This is a genomic window from Sphingomonas sp. SORGH_AS_0438, assembly GCF_031453475.1.
GTDB lineage: Bacteria > Pseudomonadota > Alphaproteobacteria > Sphingomonadales > Sphingomonadaceae > Sphingomonas.
The window spans coordinates 1,594,225-1,614,431 of the sequence record NZ_JAVIZS010000001.1 but is presented as its reverse complement, the minus strand read 5'-3'; the positions used below and the strand labels follow the sequence as shown (position 1 = coordinate 1,614,431).

Genomic DNA, 20,207 nt, shown 5'->3' with positions numbered 1-20,207 from the left:
TTACGCGGTCCCCATCCAGGCGAAGCGGGCGATGAAGAGCGCGGCGAGGACGAACAGGAACCAGTCGGCCCGCGTCGCCTGTCCGCGCATCGCCTTCAACACGGCATGGGCGGTGATGCCGAACGCCAGTCCGTTGGCGATCGAGAAGGTCAGCGGGATGAGCGCCACGGTCAGGAACGCCGGGATCGCCGCCAGCGGATCGTCCCACTGCACCTCGACCAGGGGCAACAGCATCAGCCCGCCGACGACGATCAGCGCGGGGGCGGTGGCGGCCAACGGCACCAGTTGCGCATAGGGGGCGACGAACATGGTCAGCAGGAACAGGATGCCGGTGACGATCGCGGTCAGGCCGGTGCGTCCGCCCGCCTGTACGCCCGCCGCGCTTTCGACATAGCTGGTGACGGTGCTGGTGCCCGCCACCGCGCCGACCATGGTCGCCACCGCATCGGTGAGCAGGATGCGGTTCAGTCGCGGGATGCGACCCGACGCGTCGATCAGCCCGGCACGCTTGGTCACCGCGACCAGTGTGCCGATATTGTCGAACAGGTCGACGAACAGGAACACGAACAGGATCTCGAACAGGCCCAGTCCGTGCCGCCCGCCCGCGCCGAACACCCCGGCCAAGTCGACCCGAAACGCGGTTTCGGTCAACATGGTCAGGCTGTAGGGTTGGGGGGTCATGGTGACCTGCCCCGTCATCCAGGCGACGGCGGTGGTGACGATGATCCCGATCAGCATCGCGCCGCGTATGTTCCAGACGCTCAGCACCGCGATCACCAGCAGCCCGAGCAGCGCCAGGGCCGCGCCGGGCGTGGTCAGCGGGCCGAGCGCGACCAGCGTCGCCGGACTGGCGACGACGATGCCGGCATTTCGAAGGCCGATAAAGCCGATGAACAGGCCGATCCCGCCCGCCACCGCTGCGAACAGATGCGGTGGTATGACCGACACGATGAGCTGCCGCACGCCGGTCAGCGTCAGGATCAGGAAGCAGAAACCGGAAATCAGCACGCAGCCGAGCGCCACCGGCCAGGGGATGCCCATCTGCTGTACGACGGTGAAGCTGAAATAGGCGTTGAGGCCCATGCCCGGCGCCAGGGCCAGCGGCACATTGGCGACCATGCCCATCAGGATCGAGGCGAAGGCGGCGGCAAAGCAGGTCGCCGCCGCGACCGCCGCGACCGGCATCCCGGCCTGTCCCAGGATCGCCGGATTGACCAGCACGATATAGGCCATGGTCAGAAAGGTAGTGGTTCCGGCCAGTATCTCGGTTCGGACCGATGTGCCGCGTGCGGTCAGGTCGAACCGGCGTTCCCATAGGGTTGTGGCCGGTCGTTCCGTTCCTGCCGTCTGTGTCATGTCATCCCCCGGACCCACCTTGGGGCCCGTCATGCCAGCGGGCAGCCGCCCGATCTACAGCAATGATCGGCATTCCCTGTTGCAAAAATGAGCGCACCAGGGTCGGCGTGGTGTAACGGGCGGCCCCCTGACCGCGCGGTTTACGGCAACGCGACGTCCCGGATATTGCGATGGGCGAGCCGCGAGACCTTCCATAGACAGGCCGGCAGGGGGCCTGCGCCAATGAGCCGCGGCCATCATCTGGGGGATAGCGATGAACGTCCGTTGGAATGGCGGCCGCGCCCGCATGCGCTTCGGCGTGGCGAGGGTCGGCTCGGTGCTGGTCGCCGCGATGCTGGGCGGGGCGACGCCGCCGCCCGAGCCGGCGACGGCCGAAGCCCGAACGGCGGCCTATTTCGACCGGATCGCCGACAGCCCGCCACGGCTGCGCCTCTTCCTGCAAACCATGCCCAAGGGCGGCGATCTCCACAATCACGCCGGCGGCGCGATCTATGCGGAGGATATGCTCGGTTGGGCGGCGGCGGAGGGGCTGTGCCTGTCGGTCGATCCGGCCGGCCTGGCCCCGCCACCCTGCGACGCGCCCCGGCCGCGTCGCCGCCGCCACGCTGGTGCAGGATTACCCGCGCTACGCGGCGTTGGTGGATGCCTTTTCCACGCGCGGTTTCGAGGCGGGCACGGGTGACCCGCAGGTATCGGGCTATGATCGCTTCTTCTCGACCTTCGACGCCTTCTGGCCGATCGTCGCCCGCCACGGGGGCAAGGTGATGGCGATCGCGCGGCAACAGGCCGCGGCCGACGGCGTGTCCTATGCCGAACTGAGTACCGGTTCGGTCGCGACGCAGCCGTTGCTGGCGAAGGTCGGTGATGGCGATGTCCGGGACCTAACCGCGCTGTACGACCGGATCGCTCCCGAGCTTCCCGCTGCGGTGCAGGCGACCCGGGCGCAATATGACGGCTATGACGCGGAAATGGCGGCGATCGACGGATGTCGCACCGCCATGCCGAAACCCGCCTGCGCGACCGAGATCCGGTATCAGTTCGCCGCCCTCCGCACCCGCCCGCCGGCTCAGGTCTTTGCCGAACTCGCTCTGGGGTTCGCGCTGGTACAGGGCGATCCGCGCTTCGTCGCGGTCAACATCGTCGCGCCGGAACATCATCCGGTCGCCTTGCGCGACTATGCGTCGCACATGCGGATGCTGCGGTTCCTCAAGGACCGGTATCCCGCCGTCCCATTGTCGCTGCACGCGGGCGAACTGACCCTGGGACTGGTGCCGCCGCGCGATTTGCGCTTCCACATTCGCGATGCCGTCGCGGTCGCCGGTGCCCGCCGGATCGGGCATGGCATCGATATCCCTTATGAAACCGACGCCCGGGCGCTGCTGGCGCGGATGGCGCGCGAGCAGGTGGCGGTGGAGATCAACCTGACCAGCAATGCGGTGATCCTGGGGGTGAAGGGGCGCGATCACCCGCTGTCGCTCTATCGCCAAGCCGGTGTCCCGGTCGTGCTGTCGACCGACGACGAAGGCGTTTCGCGCACCGACATGACCAACGAATATCTGCGCGCCGTTACCGAACAGAAGCTGCGTTACCGCGACCTCAAGCAGATCGCCCGCGACTCCCTCCATTATGCGTTTCTGCCCGGCCAGAGCCTCTGGCAGGATCGCGCCGGCGGCCCCCGGGTCGCCGCCTGCCGCGTCCTCGACACGGCCGCCTGCGGGACCTTCCTCGCCACCCATGCCAAAGCCCGCCTCGAGGCCCGGCTGGAACGCGATTTCGACCGGTTCGAGCGGCAGTCGTTCGATTGATCGGACACCCGCACGAAGCGAGCGAAAAAAGCGCGCACTGGAAGCGTAATATTGTGCTTCTGATCGCCAATTCGTCGACGCTAACACGGCATTCGAAGGCGGGCGGTGCAGGGCCGGGCCATCCGGCGGATGATCGGAGGAGGGCGCGCCGCCCCACGCAAAATCGCTTGTGGGGGCATGTGATGAACTGGACGAAATGGTCGCTGCTGTCGTGCGCGGCACTAATATCCTATCCCTGCGCGGGGCAGCAGGTCAAAGCCCAGGCTGCAACGACCGATGCGGCGCAGGACGAGTATATCCCCGAAGTCGTCGTCACTGCCGAAAAGCGCGAGACCGGACTTCAGAAGGTGCCGCAGGCGATCACCGCGCTGACCGGCGATGCCTTGCTGGCGAACAACATCAATACCTTCCAGGACCTCAGCGCGCTGGCTCCCGGCCTGACCGTCGGCAATGCCGAGGGCGAGCGCACGACGATTTCGATCCGCGGCGTTGGGCAGGAGGCGAACCAGAACGATGTCGCTGCCCCCTCGGTCTCCTATCATCAGGACGGCGTCTATATCGTGTCGCCCTTCGCCCTGGGCGGCAACTTCCTCGACGTCGGTCGGGTCGAAGTGCTGCGCGGACCGCAGGGGACGCTGTTCGGCCAGAATTCGACTGGCGGCGCGATCAATCTGGTCACCGCGGCGCCGAAGCTGGGGCGGACCGAGGGCTATGTCGATGCGGCCTATGGATCGTTCGATTACCGGAACCTGCGGTCGGCGGTGAACCTCCCGATCGGGCAGACCATCGCGATCCGCGCAGCGGGAAGCTGGCTGAAGCAGTACGGCACCGCCATCAACATCGCCCTGCGCCAGGCGCTGGACCAGCGCGACGATGCGGCCTGGCGGTTCCAGCTGCTCTGGGCGCCGGCCGACAACCTGCGCATCGACCTGACCGCGCAACAGTTTCGCAGCGACACCAACGGCCCGGCGCGGTTCGGGCTGTTCGATCCCACCCCACGCCGCGATGCGGACGGGCACCGGCAATTGTCGCAGGATTCGCCATCGCGGCTATTCCTGCGATCGCAATTGTACAGCGCGATCGTGACCTGGGACCTGCCCGGCTTCACGGTCAAGTATCTCGGCAGTCATCAGCGCGAGGATGTCCGCAAATATCGCGACAACGATTTCTCGAACGTCGCCATCGTCGGCCCCCTGACGGTCGAGCGCAGCTTCTACGAACGGCAGGATCAGGCGCACCGCTCCTACACCTCCGAGCTGAACCTCGTGTCGCGGCAGCCGTTGTTCGGTTCGGTCGACTGGGTGCTCGGCGCCTTCTGGTTCCAGCAGAAGATCGAGGCGGATTCGCTCGAACGGGTGGACCGCAACCGCAACGGCGTGTTCGATCCGTTCAACCCGGTCGCCAATAACGGCCTGCCGCCCGCCGGGGACATCGGTTTCCAGAGCGATTTCTTCCCCGAACGCCGCTCCTATTCTTTCTACGGGCAGGCGACGTGGCACGCGACCGAGCGGCTGCGGGTGACCGGTGGCCTGCGCTATACCGATGACCGGGCCACCAACCGCAACTTCAACTTCTTCACCCTGTCGACCGGCCGGCCGACCGCCGACATCACGTCGCAGGCGACGGCCGTGACCGGTCGCGCGGCGGTGGAGTTCGAGCTGGGGCGCGGCCGCATGGCCTATGCCTCCTATACGCGGGGGTTCAAGCCGGGCGGCAACAACCTGACCTTCGGCATTGCCGACGTGGCGGAGGATCTGGTGCTGCGCACCTTCCGCCCGGAACATATCGACGCCTATGAGCTGGGGCTGAAGGCCGACCTTCTCGACGGACGGCTGCGCGCCAATCTGGCCGGGTTCGGCTATGACTATCGCGACCTGCAATATATGACCAGCGACCCGCGCAACAGGTCGAGCGGCGTGGCGAATATCCCGCGCAGCCGGATCCTGGGCGCGGAAGCGGAACTGACCTTCGCGGCCAGCCGCGACCTGCGGTTCCAGACCGGTTTGACCTTCCTCGACAGCCGGATCAGCGGCCATGTCCGTGCGCTCGACAGCATCGATGCCGTGGCGGCGGAACGCGATCTGGTCGTCAACCGGCGGCTCAGCATCTTCGCGCCCGCCGTCACGCTGGCCCGTGCGGCGGTGATCGAAGACCTGTACGGCAATCAGCTGGCCAAGACGCCCAGGTCCAGCGCGACGGCCGGCGCGAACTGGAACCATCGCTTCGACACGGGGCTGAGCGGCTATGCGTCCGCCCTGGTGATCCGGCGCGGCACGATGCAGGCGCGCGTGTTCAACAATCCCGCGATCGACCATGTACCGGGCTATACGCAGGTCAACCTGACGGGCGGCATCCGGTTCGACAGCGGCTGGGATCTGAGCCTGAGCGCGCAGAACCTGTTCGATCGCGACGGGATCAGCACCCGCTTCACCGATGTGTTCGGGGTCAACGCGACCTTCGACCAGTTGATTCCGCCGCGCACCGTCATCGCCCGCGTGCGGTACAGTTTCTGATGCGAGCCGAGGGAGCGACGATAGCATGACCCAGCCGAGCGACGACGAACGTCGTCTCACCCTCCTGCTGGCCGAGCGGCTCGGGCTGGTCATCCCGGCGGCGGCGCTCGACGGCGTGATCGCCAACCAGCGGTTGCTGGCGCGGCATCATGGCGTCGTGCGGGACGCGCTGGCGGGGGAGGGGCGATGACCCGGCCCGCCGCAACGGCCCGCGCCATCGCTGCCGACGTCCGGGCCGGACGTCGGTCCGCGCAGGCGATCGCGACCGAGACGCTGGACCGCATCGCGACGCAGGACCGGATGAACGCGACGACCCGGCTGCTGCGACAGCGGGCGCTGGCCGATGCGATGCGGGTCGATGCGGTGGTCGCCGCCGGTGGCGATCCGGGTCCGCTGGCGGGCGTACCCTTTGCGGTCAAGGACCTGTTCGACGTCGCCGGGGAGACGACCACCGCCGGCGCACGCCAACGCGCGGCGGCCCCGCCGGCGACCCGCGATGCCGAGGTCGTCGCGCGGTTGTGCGCGGCGGGGGCGGTGCTGGTCGCGACGACCAACATGGACGAATTCGCCTATGGTTTCTCGACCGAGAACAGCCATTACGGCACCACCCGCAATCCCCATGATCCCGAACGACTGGCCGGCGGATCGTCGGGCGGCGCGGCGGCGCTGGTCGGCGCGGGGCTGGTGCCACTGGCGCTGGGATCGGATACCAATGGATCGATCCGCGTGCCGGCCAGCCTGTGCGGCGTCTATGGCCTGCGCCCCAGTTTCGGCGCCGTGTCGGTCGAGGGAGCCTATCCCTTTGTCGAGCGGCTGGACACGGTGGGCGGCTTCGCGCGGTCGCCCGAGGACCTCGCCCTCGCCCATGCCGTGATGCACGGTCGGGCGCTCCGGCCCGCCGGAGCCGCGTCGCGCGTCGCGGTGCTGGGCGGCTGGTTCGCGGCGCGGGCCGATGCGACGGTCCTGGCCGGGATCGACCGTATCGCCGTGCATCTGGGTGCAGGATCGTCGGTAGTGCTGCCCTCCGCCGCCGCCGCGCGCTCCGCCGGCTTCGTGTTGACCGGGGCCGAGGGGGGGCATCGCCATCTGGCGGCCCTGCGGCGCGACGCCATGGCGTTCGAACCGGCGACGCGTGATCGGCTGATCGCCGGCGCGCTCCAACCGGTGGCGGCGGTGCGCGAGGCGGAGGCGGTCGCGGAACGTTTCACCGCCGAGTTGCTGGCCGCACTGTCCGGGCACGACCTGTTGCTGGCGCCGTCGACGCCGATGTCCGCACCGCGCATCGAAGCGACCACGATCGTCGTCGATGGCGAGACGCTGTCGGCTCGGGCCGATCTGGGGCTACATACCCAGCCGCTGAGCCTGGCGGGCGTGCCCATCTTGTCCGTGCCGCTCTGCCTGCCGGAGGACGCGATGCCGATCGGGGTGCAATTGATCGCCGCGCCGGGCCGGGAAGCGTTGCTGTTCGAAACGGCATCGGCGCTGGTCGCGGCGGGGCTGGTCGCCTGCGCCCCCGCCCCGCAAGAGGTGGAGGCGGCATGATGCGCGCGACCCCCCGTTCGTTGCGCGGCATGGTCAGCGCGCCCCATCATCTCGCGGCGCAGGCCGGTCGCGACGTGCTGGCCGATGGTGGCTCCGCCGTGGAGGCGGCGGTGGCGACCGCCGCCTGCCTCGCGGTCGTCTATCCCCACATGACCGGCATCGGCGGCGACGGTTTCTGGCTGGTCGCCGAGCCGGATGGGCGAAGCTGGGCGATAGACGGATGCGGCGCGGCGGCGCTGGCGGCCGATCGCGCGCTGTACCGGGACCATGCGACGATCCCCTGGCGCGGGCCGCTGGCGGCGAACACCGTGGCGGGGACGGTCGCGGGATGGCAGGCCGCGCTCGAGCACAGCCATGCGACGCTGCCGCTCGACCGGCTGTTGCGCGACGCGATCCATCACGCGCGCCACGGCGTGGTCGTGACCCGCGGCGGCGCGCAGGTCGCTTCGGCCGTCTTCTCCGCGCTGCGCACGCTGCCCGGCGACTATGCCCGCATCTTCGAACCGGACGGACGCCCGCTGGCGGAGGGCGACCTGCTGCGGCAAGCGGCCTTGGCGACGACGCTGGAACGGCTGGCGGGGGAGGGGCTGGACGGGTTCTACCGCGGCACACTGGCGCAGACGATCGCCGACGATCTCGCTGCGGTTGGAAGTCCCGTCGCGGCCGCCGACCTTGCCGCCTTTGCCGCGCAGGCCGTCGCGCCACTGTCGGTCGGGATCGAAGGGGCGCGCCTGTTCAACCTGCCGCCACCGACGCAAGGGGTGGCGTCGCTCCTGATCCTGGCGCTGTTCGACCGGCTGCGTGCCGCCGAGGGCGAGGGCTTCGACCATGTCCACCGGCTGGTGGAGGCGACGAAACAGGCGTTTCGCTGGCGCGACGCGCATGTCGGCGATCCGGCCACGATGGCCGCCGACGCGCAGGCCCTGCTGGACGACGGCGCGGCGCTCGACCGGATGGCGGGGGCGATCGATCCGGCCCGCGCCGCGCCCTGGCCCCATCCCCCGGCGCTGGGCGACACGACCTGGTTCGGTGCCGCCGACGCGCGGGGGCAGGTCGTCAGCTGCATCCAGAGCACCTATTTCGAATTCGGATCGGGCATCGTGCTGCCGCAGACCGGCATCGTCTGGCAGAACCGGGGATGCTCGTTCGCGCTGGACGGCGACGGCCCCAACCGGCTGCGTCCCGGCGCGCGGCCCTTCCATACGTTGAACCCGGCGCTGGCGCGGTTCGATGATGGCCGCGTCATGGCCTATGGCACGATGGGGGGCGAGGGGCAGCCGCAGACGCAAGCGGCGGTCTTCACCCGCTATGCGCTGTTCGGGGCGCCGTTGCAGGCGGCGGTGGATGCGCCGCGCTGGTTGCTGGGTCGCACCTGGGGCGATCAGAGCACGACGCTGAAGATCGAGGCGGGGTTCGACCCGGCGCTCTACGCGCAACTGGCGGCGGCGGGCCATGCCGTCGAGCCCGTGTCGGCCTGGTCGTCGATGATGGGCCATGCCGGGGCGATCGTGCGGCATCCGGACGGTGTGATCGAAGGCGCGGCCGACCCGCGCAGCGACGGGATGGTGGCGACATGGTGACGGCGACCGCATCCGGCATCCGCGCGGTGGCACGCTGCCTAGAACTCTCGCGGGCGCCCTATAGCGACCGGGCGGACCGGTTGTTTCGCGGCTGGCTGACCCCGGCCTATCGCGCGACCGTCGATCGGGTCGGCGAATGGATGGCGGCGGCGGGCATGACCGTCCATCGCGATGCCGCGATCAACCTGATCGGTCGGTATGAAGGAACGCGGCCGGACGCACCCGCGCTGGTGATCGGTAGCCATCTCGACAGCGTGCGCGACGGCGGTGCCTATGACGGGCCGCTGGGCGTGATGCTGGGCATCGAATGCGTGGCAGCGCTCCATGCGGACGGGCGCCGGCTGCCCTTCGCGATCGAGGTGATCGGGTTCGGCGACGAGGAGGGGTCGCGCTTTCCCGCCGCGATGCTGGGGAGCCGCGCGGTGGCGGGAACGCTGCGTCCCGAGGCGGCCGACATGGCCGACGCGGCGGGGATCAGCGTCGACGCCGCGTTGCGGGAGTTCGGCAGCGCCGCCGACAGGCTTGCCACCGCGCGCCGTGCGCCCGGCACGATGCTCGCCTATCTGGAAGCGCATATCGAGCAGGGGCCGGTCCTGGAAGCCGACGGGCTGGCGTTGGGAACCGTCACCGGCATCGCGGCCCAGTTGCGCCTGGAAGTGACGGTCACCGGCGTCGCGGGCCATGCCGGGACGGTGACGATGCCCCTGCGCCGCGACGCCATGGCGGCCGCCGCGCGCATGGTGTCGGCGATCGAGGATATCGCCTGCGCCGCCGCATCCGATCTGGTCGCGACGGTCGGCCGGATCGAGGTCGCGCCGGGGGCCGCCAATGTGATCGCGGGCGAGGTTCGCTTTACCGTCGACATCCGCGCGGGAGCCACCGACCGTCGCGACCGGGCGGGCGCGGCGATCGGGGAGGCGATGCAGGCGATCGCGCGGGCGCGGGGCGTGACGCTGGCCGTGGCGACGATCCACGATTTGCCGCCATGCCCGTGCGATCCCCGGCTGATGGACCTGCTCGACGACGCGGTGGCCGCCACGGGGCAGCCGTCGCGACGGCTCATGTCGGGGGCGGGGCATGACGCGATGGCGATGGTCGCGCTGGGGCCGGTCGCGATGCTGTTCATTCGCTGCGCCGGCGGGATCAGCCATCATCCGGCCGAACATGTCGATCCGGCCGACGCCGACGCCGCCTTTGCCGCCATGCGCGGCTTTATCGACCGACTGGGAGACGAATATCGTGACGCCTGACCTTTTCGGCGAGATCGATCCGCCGCAGCGCCTGCTGATGGGACCCGGGCCGGTCAACGCCCATCCGCGCGTGCTGCGGGCGATGAGCGCTGACCTGCTTGGCCAGTTCGATCCGGAAATGACCGGTTACATGAACCAGGTGATGGCATTGTACCGGCCGGTGTTCGGGACCGAAAATCCCTGGACCTTCCTGATCGACGGCACCGCGCGCGCGGCGATCGAGGCCTCGCTGGTGTCGCTGCTGGCCCCCGGCGACCGGTTGCTGGTGATCGATTTCGGCCGCTTCGGATTGTTGCTGCAGGAGATCGGCGAACGGATCGGCGCGCATGTCGAGCGGCTGTCGGTGCCGTGGGGGCAGGTCGTGCCGATCGACGCCATCGCCGACGCGATCGAACGGACCGGGCCGATGGTCGTGGCCTGCGTTCATGGCGATACCTCGACCACCATGGCGCAACCGCTCGACGGGGTAGGCGCATTGTGTCGCGCGGCGGGGGCCTATCTCTATGTCGACGCGACCGCGACGATCGGCGGGATGGAGATCGCCACCGACCGCTGGGGCGCGGATATCGTCACCGGCGGCTTGCAGAAATGCCTGGGCGGTCCGTCGGGGTCGGCGCCGATCACCATTTCTCCGCGCGCCGCCGAGCACATTCTGGGCCGCCGCCATGTCGAAAAGGGCATTCGCCGCGCCGACCTGATCGACGCCGCCGGCGTGCGCATCGGCACCAACTATTTCGATCTCGCCATGATCATGGATTATTGGTCGGACAAGCGGCTGAACCACCATACCGAAGCGACGACCATGTTGTACGGCGCGCGCGAATGCGCCCGCGTCGCGCTGGGCGAGGGCTTGCCGGCCCGGTTCGCGCGCCATGCGGCGGCGGGGCGGGCGGTAGTGGCAGGGGCCCGCGCACTGGGGCTGGAGGTGTTCGGCGACGATCGCTTCCGCATGACCAACGTCACCGGCATCGTCATCCCGGACGGCGCCGACGGCGAGCGGGTCCGTGCCCGGATGCGCGAGGATTTCGAGATTGAAATCGGCACCGCCTTCGGACCCTTGCAGGGCAAGGTCTGGCGGATCGGCGCGATGGGCTACAATGCGATGAAGCATAAGGTGCTGCTGACGCTGGCGGCGCTGGAGGCGGTGTTGCGTGCCGAGGGGCTGGCGCTGCCCTCGGGGGCCGGGGTCGATGCCGCGCTCGAAAGCTATGCGGCATGAGCGCCGCGCGCGACCTGATCGGCTATGGCGAATCGCCGCCCGATCCCCGCTGGCCCGGCGGGGCACGCGTCGCGGTCCAGTTCGTCGTCAATGTCGAGGAGGGCGCGGAGAATAGCGTCCTGAACGGCGATGCCGGGTCGGAGGCGTTCCTGTCCGAAATGGTCGGCGCGGCCAGCCACCCCGCGCGCGCGATGGCGATGGAGAGCCTGTACGAATATGGCGCGCGCGCCGGCTTCTGGCGGCTGCACCGTCTGTTCGCCGAGCGACAGGTGCCGGTGACGGCCTTCGCCGTCGCCACCGCGATGGCCGCCAACCCGTCGGTGGTCGATGCGATGCTGTCCGTCGGGTGGGAGGTCGCCAGCCACGGCTATCGCTGGATCGATTACCAATATGTCCCGGTAGAGGTGGAGCGTGCGCACATCGCCGAGGCGATCGCGCTTCACACGCGGCTGACCGGCACGCGGCCGCTCGGCTGGTATCAGGGGCGCACCTCGCCCGCGACCGCCGCGCTGGTCGCTGCCGAGGGCGGGTTCGTCTATGATGCCGACAGCTATGCCGACGACCTGCCCTATTGGGATCGTCGCCATGCCGCCGCCAATGGCGGGCGGGCGCAACTGGTCGTGCCCTATACGCTCGACGCCAACGACATGAAGTTCGTCGCCTATAACGGCTTTGCCGATGGCGAACCCTTCTTCCGCTATCTGCGCGATACGTTCGAGCAGTTGCGGGCCGAGGGCGGGCGGATGATGTCGGTCGGCTTGCACGGCCGCATCGCCGGCCGGCCGGCCCGCGCGGCGGCGCTGGCCCGCTTCGTCGACCATGTGATCGCCAGCGGCGATGCGTGGATCGCGCGCCGCATCGATATCGCCCGCCACTGGCAACAGGTGCACCCGGCATGACACCCGAAATGATCATCGACGAACCCGATGTGGTGGCGGAGGTGCTGGCCGCCTTCATCGCCTATGAAGCGGCATTGATGGCCGATGACGTGCCGGTGATGGACCGGTTGTTCCACGACCATCCGACCACGATCCGTTACGGCGTGGGCGAGGTGCTGTACGGCGCGGACGCGATCCGCGCGTTCCGTAAAGGACGCGGCGGATCGCCGCAGCGGCGGTTGGGCATGGTCGCCATCCATGCGTTCGGCCGCGATCACGCCACCGCCAATGCCGAATTCTTCCGCGACGGCGACGCCCGGCGCGGACGCCAGAGCCAGACCTGGGTCCGGTTCGCCGACGGGTGGAAGGTTGTCGCCGCCCATGTCTCGATCGAGGGGACGGGATCATGACCGATCAGGACTTCAACACCCTGTCGTCCGAAGCGTTCGTCGCGCGCTATGCCGGCGTCGTCGAACATTCGCCCTGGGTGGTCGAGCGCGCGGCGGCCCGGAGGCCCTTCGCCGACCTTGCCGAGGGGATCGTCGCGGTGCTGGAGGATGCCACGCCGGACGAGCGCGTGGCGGTGATCCGCGCCCATCCCGAACTTGCCGGACGGGCCGCCATTGCCGGCACGCTGACCGCCGAATCGCAAAGCGAACAGGCATCCGCCGGGCTCGACCGCATGACCGCGCCGGAGTTCGAGCGCTTCCATGCGTTGAACGCCGCCTATGGCGCGCGGTTCGGCTTTCCCTTCGTCATCTGCGTTCGGCGCACCGATCGGGCGGGCATCCTGCGCGCGATGGCCGAACGCCTGGAGAATGATCGCGAAACCGAGGTGGCGACGGCGATGAGCGAGATCGGCCATATCGTCCGCCTGCGACTGGAGACCCTGGCATGACCCGACCCATCGGCCTCGCCGCCCTGGCTGAGCAGGTTGCGACCGACCTCCAGCGCCTCGCGCATGGCGGCCCCGGCTGGACCATGCCGCGCGACGGCGCGGAGGGCCATGTCCACGACGTCATCATCGTCGGCGGCGGGCAGAGCGGGTTGGGCGCGGCGTTCGGGCTGCTGCGCGAACGCGTGACCGACATACTGGTGCTGGACGAAAACCCGGCGGGTTACGAGGGTCCCTGGGACACCTATGCGCGGATGATGACGCTGCGCACGCCCAAGCATCTGACCGCGATCGACCTGGGCCTGCCCTCGCTGACCTTCCGCGCCTTCTGGGAGGCGCAGCATGGCAGCGAGGGCTGGGAGGCGCTGGATAAGATCCCGCGTCGAGACTGGATGGCCTATCTGCGCTGGTATCGCGCCGTGCTGAACCTGCCGGTGCGCAACGATGCGCGGGTCACGCTGATCGAACCGCTGGGCGGGCGGTTCCGCATCCATCTGGCCGACGGCACCGCGCTCCTCGCGCGCAAGGTGGTGCTGGCGACGGGAATCCAGGGGGGCGGCCACTGGCATGTGCCGCCTCTAATCCGCGACCGCCTGCCGCCGACGCGCTATGCCCATACATCGGCCGCGATCGACTATGCGACGCTGGCCGGCAAACGGATCGCGTTGCTGGGGGCGGGGGCATCGGCGTTCGACAACGCCCATGCGGCCCTTTGCGCGGGGGTCGCGGAGGCGCATGTCTTCGTTCGCCGCCCGGCATTGCCGCGGGTCAATCCGATCCGGCACATGGAGCGCAGCGGCATCATCGGGCGCTTCCCGGCGCTGGACGACGCCGCCAAATATCGGATGATGCAGGCCTTTTTCGACCGTAGCCAGCCGCCGACCAACGACACGTTCGACCGCGCCTCGGCGCTGCCCGGCTTCCACCTGCATCTCGGCACGCCATGGCTGGATGTGGCGGATATGGGCGAGGGGGTCGCAGTCACCACGCCGCACGGAACCGAGACGTTCGATTTCCTCGTCCTGTCCACGGGCCTTGTCACCGATCCGGCGCTGCGGCCCGAATTGGCGCTGGTCGCCGACGGCATCGCGCGCTGGTCCGACCGGTATCGCCCGGTCGACACCGCCGGGGCTCATCCGCTGATCGACGCGCATCCCTATCTCGGGCCGAACTTCCAGTTCCTGCCACGCGAGCCGGACCATGCGGCCGCGCTGCACGGGCTGTTCGCGTTCAACTATTCGGGGCTCATCAGCCTGGGCCTGTCGGCATCGGCGCTGTCGGGACTGCGCCACGCGCTGCCCCGGCTGGTCGCGGGGGTCGCCGACCAATTGTTCCTCGACGATCGCGACGCGATGATCGCGGCCTATCTCGACTATGACGAACCCGAATTCATAGGAACCTGGCCACGCAGCGAGGCGGCGGCATGAGCGCGACGTTGTCCACCCATGTCCTCGATACCGCGCATGGGCGGCCTGGGGCGGGGATCGCCGTCATCCTGCTCGACGGGCATGGCGCGTGCCTGTTCCAAGGGGTGACCAATGGAGACGGGCGGTGCCCCGAACTTGCCACGCTGCGCCTGTCGCCGGGACGCCATGCGCTGTGTTTCACGACCGCCGATTATTTCCGTACGGCCGGCGTGGCGCTGGCCGATCCTCCCTTTATCGACCGGGTGACGATCGATTTCGGCATCGCGCCGGATGGCGGGCATTATCATGTGCCGTTGCTCGTCTCGCCCTATAGCTATTCCACCTATCGGGGCAGTTGATTGCGTGTCCGGCACCCGATGACCCGCACCGCCGGTGCGGCGGGGGTCGATATCGACCTGGCATCGGCGCCTAGGCGTCCAGCCGCGCGAACTCTTCCTTGAGCATGTCGACAAAGCTGCTGAGATAGATGGGCAGCACACGACCGCGTTGCAGCAATATCGATACGCTGGCCGGGCGGACGATCCCCTCGGTCAGCGGAACCCAGCAGAGTTCGCCCGCCGCCACTTCGCGCTCCAGGCCGATGCGCGACAGGAAGGCGATGCCGATCCCGGCCCGGACGAGGTTCTTCAGCGTATCGATCCGCTCGACCGTGGCGACCCGCTTGAGCGGCACGTCGCTCGTGTCGAACAGCTCGTACAAGACGCTCTGCTTCAGCCAGTCGTCGTTCGGCGTCACGACCGCATGGGGTATGCAGTCGGGCAGCGTGACCTGATCGAGCAGGGCGAGCGGGTGGCCCGGCGGCACGACGACGCCGATCGGCGTCTGGACATGCGCCACGGTCGCGGTGCGCGACGTTCCCGTCAGGTCGAAGGCGCAGATCACGTCGGCGTCCTTCGACAGCAGTTCCGCTTTCACCCGATGGTTGTCGCCCGCCAGCAACGAGAATTCGATCAGCGGGAAGCGGTGCTGGAAGCGGGCGATCGTCCGTGGCACGAGATCGTCGGCGAAGCTTTCGGCGGCGGCGATCCGGATCAGCCCACGTTCGCCGCCGCGCAGCCGCAGCATCTCGTGATGCAGCGCGACGCTTTCGCGTTTCCAGCGACGGATATAGCCGAGCAGCGCCTCGCCCGCCGCGGTCGGACGGATGCCGCGCGGCATGCGAACGAACAGTTGCACGTCGAGCTCGTCCTCGAGCTGCAAAAGCTGCCGATTGACGGCCGACGATGCGATATTCAATGATTCCGCAGCCTTGCGGATCGACCCCTGGCGTATCGCCTGATCGAAATAGATCAGGCCGGTCTTGATCAGGACCATCGGCGCCCCCGCATTATCCCTAACGCCCCGCCGCCATCGAACGCGATGACGGGCCCATCGGCGCTTACGGGGATGCCTTTGCCCGCCATTGGTCGAAGAGGCAACAAGGCGAGGTTGCGCTCGACAAAGGATTGTCGAAATGGATGCGAGCCGCTTGAAACGCTGGCGCCGGAACACCCAATTATCGCGCGTGACCGGAGCGGCATTCGCCGATGGCTTCGGCTCCACCTCGCTGCTCCCCGCAGATCGCGTCGAGCGACCTGCGGGGGACCCGGTCAGAAGCCGTAGGACAGTCGAAGATAGCCGAACCGACCCGGAATGTCGTAGGTGGTCGGATCGTAATTGTTGAGGCTGCAGCTGAAGCAGGCCGGCGGGTCCTTGTCGAAGACATTGTTGATGCCGAGGGTCAGCGCAACCTGCGAATCCAGCCATGCCGGCCGGAACTGAAGCTGCACGTCGCCATAGAGCCGGCTCTTCAGTTCGTTGTTCGCCGCGATCTCCTGCACATTGTCGATATAGCGTCCGGTGACGCTGGCCGTGACCGGTCCGATCGACCAGTCGATCGTGCCGAGACCCTTGAAATGCGGATAGGTCTGGTCGGGCGAGCCGCGTTCGGTGCCGACATAGTCGGTCGACACGAAGCCGGTGGTGGCGGGGGTGCGCTCGCTATATTTCAGCAGATAGTTGCCCGAGACGTACAGGCCGAACCGTCCCGCCCCGGTTTCCCCCGACCGGACCGTCAGGGTGGCGTCGATGCCCTTGGTGCGGATGCCGCCTGTGTTGAGCAGCAGGCCGTTGATCGCCGTCACGATACCGCTGGGTGCGCGGCGCACGGCGGCGCAGCTGAGCGTGTCGCCCGTCTGCGCGCAGCGGCTGAGCAGCACCTGCGCCGGGATCGACGCGATCGCGCCGTTCACCTTGATGTCGTAGTAGTTCACCTCGAGGCTGAGCGCCGACAGGGTGCCGCCACGCGCCCAACGCGGGCTGTAGACGCCACCGAACAACAGAGTGCGCGCCGTTTCCGGTTGCAGGTTGCGGTTGCCGCCAGTGAGCACGGGAAGCTGGCCCGACGGTTCGGCATAGCTGCCATTGGCGGGGACGCCATTGGCGATGCAGTTCGCCCGGACGGTCGCGTTCGACTGGAACAGGCCGCCGCTCGCGCTGGTGCAGGGGTCGTCGATCGATGCGTCGAAGCGAGATTGGGCGCCGAACAACTCGCCGATCGAGGGCGCGCGCAGCGATTCCGCATATTGCCCGCGCAGGAGCAGGTCGTTGACCGGCTTCCACAAGGCGCCGCCGCTATAGGTCGTATTGCTGCCGAAGGTGGAATAGTTGGAATGGCGGACCGCACCGTTCAGCTCCAGCGATGCGATCGCCGGAATGTCGCGCAGCAACGGCAAGCGGACTTCGCCATAGATTTCGTCGACGTTGAAGCGGCCGCTGGCGGCCTGCGCGGGGATGTCGGCACCCAGGCCGGCCTGAATGATCGGGTCGGGCGTGAAGCTGCCGAACTGGTAGCGATGCTCATATCCGATCGCGATTCCGACCGGGCCACCGGGCAGGTCGAACAGCTCGCCGGAGAGGTTGGCGGTATAGTCGTTCAGCACCTGGCGGCTGCGGTCGCGCTCGTCGAAGCCGATATAGCCGAGCATCGCCGGGGTGATCGATCCCACGCCGCCGAAGAAGTTGAACGGTACGCAGTCGCCCGTGCACTGGCTGACCGGCCCGATCGCCCGGGCCAGCCGTGCCGCGTTGATGTTCCCGGTGAACAGCTGCTTGGCGTCGTTATAGCCGATCACCGCGCTGGCGTCCCAATACCAGTTGCGGCCGAACATCTGGAATTTGCCGTCCAGCGTGCCGGTCAGCGACATGGTATCGACCGTCTGGCTGTAGGTGCGCTGCCCCGCCTCGACGAGGCGGCGGAAGATCGCGGTGTAATTCTGTCCGGGCGTCAGTGTCACGCCGAACGGGTTGTACGGATTGGTGGCATCGACCGACAGCGTGTCGAGCATATTGCCGTTGCCCACGTCGGGACCGATACCCAGCGGCAGGAACGCCGCCTGGTTCTGCGAATTGCGGCGATTGTACACCGCCTTCACCCGGAGGTTGAGCGCCTCGGAGAATTCGGCCCGCGTGTTGATGAAGCCGCCATAGCGTTCGACCGGCGTCAGGAAATAGTTGAACGGCGCGAAGTTGAACCGGTCCGCCGCCGTGAACACCTTGAAATCGCCGGTCGCCAGCGTGGGGTCATAAACCGGCCGGCCCGAGGCCACCGGTCCCCGCAGCGTCAGGTTCTGGCCGTTGACGAGGAAGCGGCCGAGCGGCGTGAAGCTGGAACAGCCACCGATCGGGTCCGCGCAGCTGGTCTGGCCGGGATTGGGGAAGCGCGAGATGTCACGGTCCGCGGCGCTGACGGAATCCTGTTTGGTGTAATAACCGCCGGCAACGACATGGACGCCCTGGCTGCCGACGCCGTAGCTCAGCTGATAATCCTGGGTCTTGCCGTCATTGTGGCCCAGATACTGGCCATATTGCGCCGATCCCTTGAAGCCCTTCTGGTTCTGCTTGGTGATGATGTTCACCACGCCGGCGATCGCGTCGGACCCATATTGCGGCGAGGCGCCGGATTGCAGCACCTCGATCCGCTCGATCATCGACGTCGGAATGGAGTTGAGGTCGACGGTCGACGGGATGCCGCTGGCCGAGGCGCCGTTGACGAAGCGGAGGCCGTCGACGAGCACCAGCGTCCGCTTGGGGCCGAGATAGCGCAGGTCGAGCACCGCGGACCCCGCGCCGACGCCGCCCCCGTCCGGTGGATTGCCGAAATTGCCGGAGCTGTTGAACTTGGAATTGAGGCCGCCGGATGAGGCCGGGAGGCGCTGAAGCACGTCGGCGACCGATGCCAGGCCGGTGCGGGCGATCGCGGCATCATCGACGGTGGTGATGGGTGATGGCTGATCCAGCGGATCGCGCCGGATGCGCGAGCCGGTGACGATGATGTCGTCGACCGGCGCCTCGGTGGCCGCAGCGGCCGTCGGCGTTTGCGGGTCGGTGGCCAATTGCGCGGCGGCGCCATTCGCCGTCAGCAGCAGTCCGGCGCCCAGCGCCATGCTCGACGAACGTATCATCCAGGTCGTCCAACGCATGATTTCCCCCTTAACCTGCCGTTCTGCGGCGTTGCACAATTGTTACGGTGAGGCGCATGCGTTTGACTATATGGAACAAGCTAGACGAGGCTCGCGAAGATATATTGCTCACCGGCTGTTGTTTTCATACCACATGTCCCATCTAGGGACGGTCGTACCGGGGCCAGCGTGGCATCGATCCGGACCATCCTCGGACAATGGGAGGCGGCACGGTATTTCGAATGGCGAATGGCGGGCTTCCTCTTCCACCCTGGGCCCGGCACCCGCAGCACCGCCTTCCTCGCTGCGATCCGCCGGGCTCGGGAACGGGCACCTTTGCAAGGAGCCGCGCGAACACCATCTCGGATTCCATGAATGATATCGAAGATTTAGGACTGGTCGACGATGGCGACATCGTCCTTGACGAGGCTGCGCTGACACTGGCGTGGCTCGATCACGACGAAATTGACATCAACCCCTATGAGGACGTGCTTTCCGACATCGCGTCGCGCCTCGACGAGGTGGGCACCGGAGTGACGGACGCTGCGGCCCGCGCCGCCTGCCTCGCGCAGGTGTTGGCCGAGGAGTTCGGCTTCGTGGGGGACGCAGAGACCTATGACGATCCCGACAATGCCGACCTGATCCGCGTGATCGACCGCCTGCGCGGTTTGCCGATCAGCCTGTCGATCCTGTACGTCGCCGCGGCTCGACGCATCGGCTGGGCCGCGGACATCCTCAACCTGCCGGGGCATGTGCTCGTCATGGTCGGACAGGAGGCCGCCCCCGTGATCATCGACCCGTTCCGTGGAGGCGTGCGCGTTGGTGTCGAACAGATCGCCGCGCTGCTCGCCTCGGCAAAAGGCGGCGTCTCGGCAGCGGTACGGCACGTGGCGGCCATGCCGAACCGGGCGATCCTCGTTCGGCTGCTGCTCAACCAGGCGACCCGCGCGGAGAAGGCCGGTCGCGGCCGACGGGCGCTGTCGCTCTACAGCCGAATGACGTCGATCGCGCCCGACTATCCGCACCCCTGGTGGGAGCGCGCCAGACTGGAACTGGCCGATGACGACGTCGCGGCCGCACGCGCCAGTCTGACCGCGATGCTGGAGATCACGCGCGAGCCGGTCTTGCGCGAACGGGTCAACAGCACCTTGGATTCGCTGGCCATGCAATAGCGGCGGTCCGACGGTTTCGCCTTCCCAGTGCGTCCGTCATCCACCAGATGAAAATCCGACCGGGCATCGCGTTTCGCCTATGGCGCGTGATGCTTCCGGGCTGGGCGCAAGGCGCGGGACACACTATGGAC

The 20,207-nt window shown here is 68.1% G+C and carries 17 protein-coding genes; 14 read left to right on the top strand and 3 right to left on the bottom strand.

All coding sequences use genetic code 11. The features are described from left to right. A complete protein-coding gene (locus QE452_RS07465; RefSeq protein ID WP_309658860.1) occupies nucleotides 1-1,356 on the bottom strand; it encodes an NCS2 family permease in 1,356 nt (451 codons plus the stop codon). A gap of 253 nt (nucleotides 1,357-1,609) precedes the next feature. On the opposite strand from QE452_RS07465, the gene QE452_RS07460 reads away from it, so the two are divergent. The 13 genes from QE452_RS07460 (at nucleotide 1,610) to uraH (ending at nucleotide 14,803) form a co-directional block, all read left to right on the top strand. Beyond that, a complete protein-coding gene (locus tag QE452_RS07460) occupies nucleotides 1,610-2,038 on the top strand; it encodes a hypothetical protein (RefSeq protein ID WP_309729821.1) in 429 nt (142 codons plus the stop codon). Further along, entirely contained in the window at nucleotides 1,995-3,161 is a 1,167-nt protein-coding gene (locus tag QE452_RS07455; protein WP_309729818.1) for an adenosine deaminase, read from the top strand. The genes QE452_RS07460 and QE452_RS07455 overlap by 44 nt, the downstream gene beginning before the upstream one ends. A gap of 182 nt (nucleotides 3,162-3,343) precedes the next feature. After that, the gene (locus tag QE452_RS07450) at nucleotides 3,344-5,674 is read left to right on the top strand and encodes a TonB-dependent receptor (protein WP_309729815.1); all 2,331 of its coding nucleotides are present in this window, start codon (nucleotides 3,344-3,346) and stop codon (nucleotides 5,672-5,674) included. Nucleotides 5,675-5,699: 25 nt separating this feature from the next. Beyond that, on the top strand, nucleotides 5,700-5,864 hold the full coding sequence (locus QE452_RS07445) for a hypothetical protein (protein ID WP_309658863.1): 165 nt from the start codon (nucleotides 5,700-5,702) through the stop codon (nucleotides 5,862-5,864). After that, the gene (locus QE452_RS07440) at nucleotides 5,861-7,216 is read left to right on the top strand and encodes an AtzE family amidohydrolase (RefSeq protein WP_309729812.1); all 1,356 of its coding nucleotides are present in this window, start codon (nucleotides 5,861-5,863) and stop codon (nucleotides 7,214-7,216) included. Before QE452_RS07445 ends, QE452_RS07440 begins: the two co-directional genes overlap by 4 nt. Continuing rightward, complete coding sequence (locus QE452_RS07435; protein WP_405052746.1) at nucleotides 7,213-8,796, top strand: gamma-glutamyltransferase family protein; 1,584 nt, start codon at nucleotides 7,213-7,215, stop codon at nucleotides 8,794-8,796. Before QE452_RS07440 ends, QE452_RS07435 begins: the two co-directional genes overlap by 4 nt. After that, nucleotides 8,790-10,046 carry an allantoate amidohydrolase gene (locus tag QE452_RS07430; RefSeq protein ID WP_309658866.1) on the top strand — a complete coding sequence of 419 codons (1,257 nt, stop codon included), beginning with the start codon at nucleotides 8,790-8,792 and terminating at the stop codon, nucleotides 10,044-10,046. Before QE452_RS07435 ends, QE452_RS07430 begins: the two co-directional genes overlap by 7 nt. A 37-nt stretch (nucleotides 10,047-10,083) precedes the next feature. Continuing rightward, nucleotides 10,084-11,265 carry an alanine--glyoxylate aminotransferase family protein gene (locus QE452_RS07425; RefSeq protein WP_309659087.1) on the top strand — a complete coding sequence of 394 codons (1,182 nt, stop codon included), beginning with the start codon at nucleotides 10,084-10,086 and terminating at the stop codon, nucleotides 11,263-11,265. Then, on the top strand, nucleotides 11,262-12,164 hold the full coding sequence (gene puuE, locus QE452_RS07420) for an allantoinase PuuE (RefSeq protein WP_309658867.1): 903 nt from the start codon (nucleotides 11,262-11,264) through the stop codon (nucleotides 12,162-12,164). Before QE452_RS07425 ends, puuE begins: the two co-directional genes overlap by 4 nt. An 8-nt stretch (nucleotides 12,165-12,172) precedes the next feature. Then, nucleotides 12,173-12,553 (top strand): oxalurate catabolism protein HpxZ, encoded by a 381-nt coding sequence (gene hpxZ, locus QE452_RS07415; RefSeq protein ID WP_309658868.1) that lies wholly within the window; start codon nucleotides 12,173-12,175, stop codon nucleotides 12,551-12,553. Beyond that, complete coding sequence (gene uraD / locus QE452_RS07410) at nucleotides 12,550-13,041, top strand: 2-oxo-4-hydroxy-4-carboxy-5-ureidoimidazoline decarboxylase (protein ID WP_309658869.1); 492 nt, start codon at nucleotides 12,550-12,552, stop codon at nucleotides 13,039-13,041. The genes hpxZ and uraD overlap by 4 nt, the downstream gene beginning before the upstream one ends. Beyond that, a complete protein-coding gene (locus QE452_RS07405) occupies nucleotides 13,038-14,465 on the top strand; it encodes an NAD(P)/FAD-dependent oxidoreductase (RefSeq protein WP_309658870.1) in 1,428 nt (475 codons plus the stop codon). Before uraD ends, QE452_RS07405 begins: the two co-directional genes overlap by 4 nt. Continuing rightward, nucleotides 14,462-14,803 carry a hydroxyisourate hydrolase gene (gene uraH / locus QE452_RS07400; protein ID WP_309658871.1) on the top strand — a complete coding sequence of 114 codons (342 nt, stop codon included), beginning with the start codon at nucleotides 14,462-14,464 and terminating at the stop codon, nucleotides 14,801-14,803. Before QE452_RS07405 ends, uraH begins: the two co-directional genes overlap by 4 nt. Before the next feature lie 70 nt (nucleotides 14,804-14,873). On the opposite strand, the gene QE452_RS07395 is transcribed toward uraH, so the two are convergent. Together QE452_RS07395 and QE452_RS07390 are read right to left on the bottom strand one after the other, a co-directional pair. Further along, a complete protein-coding gene (locus QE452_RS07395) occupies nucleotides 14,874-15,779 on the bottom strand; it encodes a LysR family transcriptional regulator (RefSeq protein ID WP_309729809.1) in 906 nt (301 codons plus the stop codon). Between the two features lie 275 nt (nucleotides 15,780-16,054). After that, entirely contained in the window at nucleotides 16,055-18,925 is a 2,871-nt protein-coding gene (locus QE452_RS07390; RefSeq protein ID WP_309658873.1) for a TonB-dependent receptor domain-containing protein, read from the bottom strand. Nucleotides 18,926-19,275: 350 nt separating this feature from the next. Here QE452_RS07390 and QE452_RS07385 point away from each other — a divergent pair, with 350 nt between their 5' ends. Further along, on the top strand, nucleotides 19,276-20,076 hold the full coding sequence (locus tag QE452_RS07385) for a transglutaminase-like domain-containing protein (RefSeq protein WP_309658874.1): 801 nt from the start codon (nucleotides 19,276-19,278) through the stop codon (nucleotides 20,074-20,076). The last annotated feature ends 131 nt before the right edge of the window (nucleotides 20,077-20,207 follow it).

Excerpts from the sequence above, each read along its gene's own strand:
- QE452_RS07465 (WP_309658860.1), bottom strand. The coding sequence starts at position 1,356 with ATGACACAGACGGCAGGAACGGAACGACCGGCCACAACCCTATGGGAA.
- QE452_RS07460 (WP_309729821.1), top strand. The coding sequence starts at position 1,610 with ATGAACGTCCGTTGGAATGGCGGCCGCGCCCGCATGCGCTTCGGCGTG.
- QE452_RS07450 (WP_309729815.1), top strand. The coding sequence starts at position 3,344 with ATGAACTGGACGAAATGGTCGCTGCTGTCGTGCGCGGCACTAATATCC.
- QE452_RS07445 (WP_309658863.1), top strand. The coding sequence starts at position 5,700 with ATGACCCAGCCGAGCGACGACGAACGTCGTCTCACCCTCCTGCTGGCC.
- QE452_RS07440 (WP_309729812.1), top strand. The coding sequence starts at position 5,861 with ATGACCCGGCCCGCCGCAACGGCCCGCGCCATCGCTGCCGACGTCCGG.
- QE452_RS07435 (WP_405052746.1), top strand. The coding sequence starts at position 7,213 with ATGATGCGCGCGACCCCCCGTTCGTTGCGCGGCATGGTCAGCGCGCCC.
- QE452_RS07430 (WP_309658866.1), top strand. The coding sequence starts at position 8,790 with ATGGTGACGGCGACCGCATCCGGCATCCGCGCGGTGGCACGCTGCCTA.
- QE452_RS07425 (WP_309659087.1), top strand. The coding sequence starts at position 10,084 with ATGGGACCCGGGCCGGTCAACGCCCATCCGCGCGTGCTGCGGGCGATG.
- puuE (WP_309658867.1), top strand. The coding sequence starts at position 11,262 with ATGAGCGCCGCGCGCGACCTGATCGGCTATGGCGAATCGCCGCCCGAT.
- hpxZ (WP_309658868.1), top strand. The coding sequence starts at position 12,173 with ATGATCATCGACGAACCCGATGTGGTGGCGGAGGTGCTGGCCGCCTTC.
- uraD (WP_309658869.1), top strand. The coding sequence starts at position 12,550 with ATGACCGATCAGGACTTCAACACCCTGTCGTCCGAAGCGTTCGTCGCG.
- QE452_RS07405 (WP_309658870.1), top strand. The coding sequence starts at position 13,038 with ATGACCCGACCCATCGGCCTCGCCGCCCTGGCTGAGCAGGTTGCGACC.
- uraH (WP_309658871.1), top strand. The coding sequence starts at position 14,462 with ATGAGCGCGACGTTGTCCACCCATGTCCTCGATACCGCGCATGGGCGG.
- QE452_RS07395 (WP_309729809.1), bottom strand. The coding sequence starts at position 15,779 with ATGGTCCTGATCAAGACCGGCCTGATCTATTTCGATCAGGCGATACGC.
- QE452_RS07390 (WP_309658873.1), bottom strand. The coding sequence starts at position 18,925 with ATGCGTTGGACGACCTGGATGATACGTTCGTCGAGCATGGCGCTGGGC.
- QE452_RS07385 (WP_309658874.1), top strand. The coding sequence starts at position 19,276 with ATGAATGATATCGAAGATTTAGGACTGGTCGACGATGGCGACATCGTC.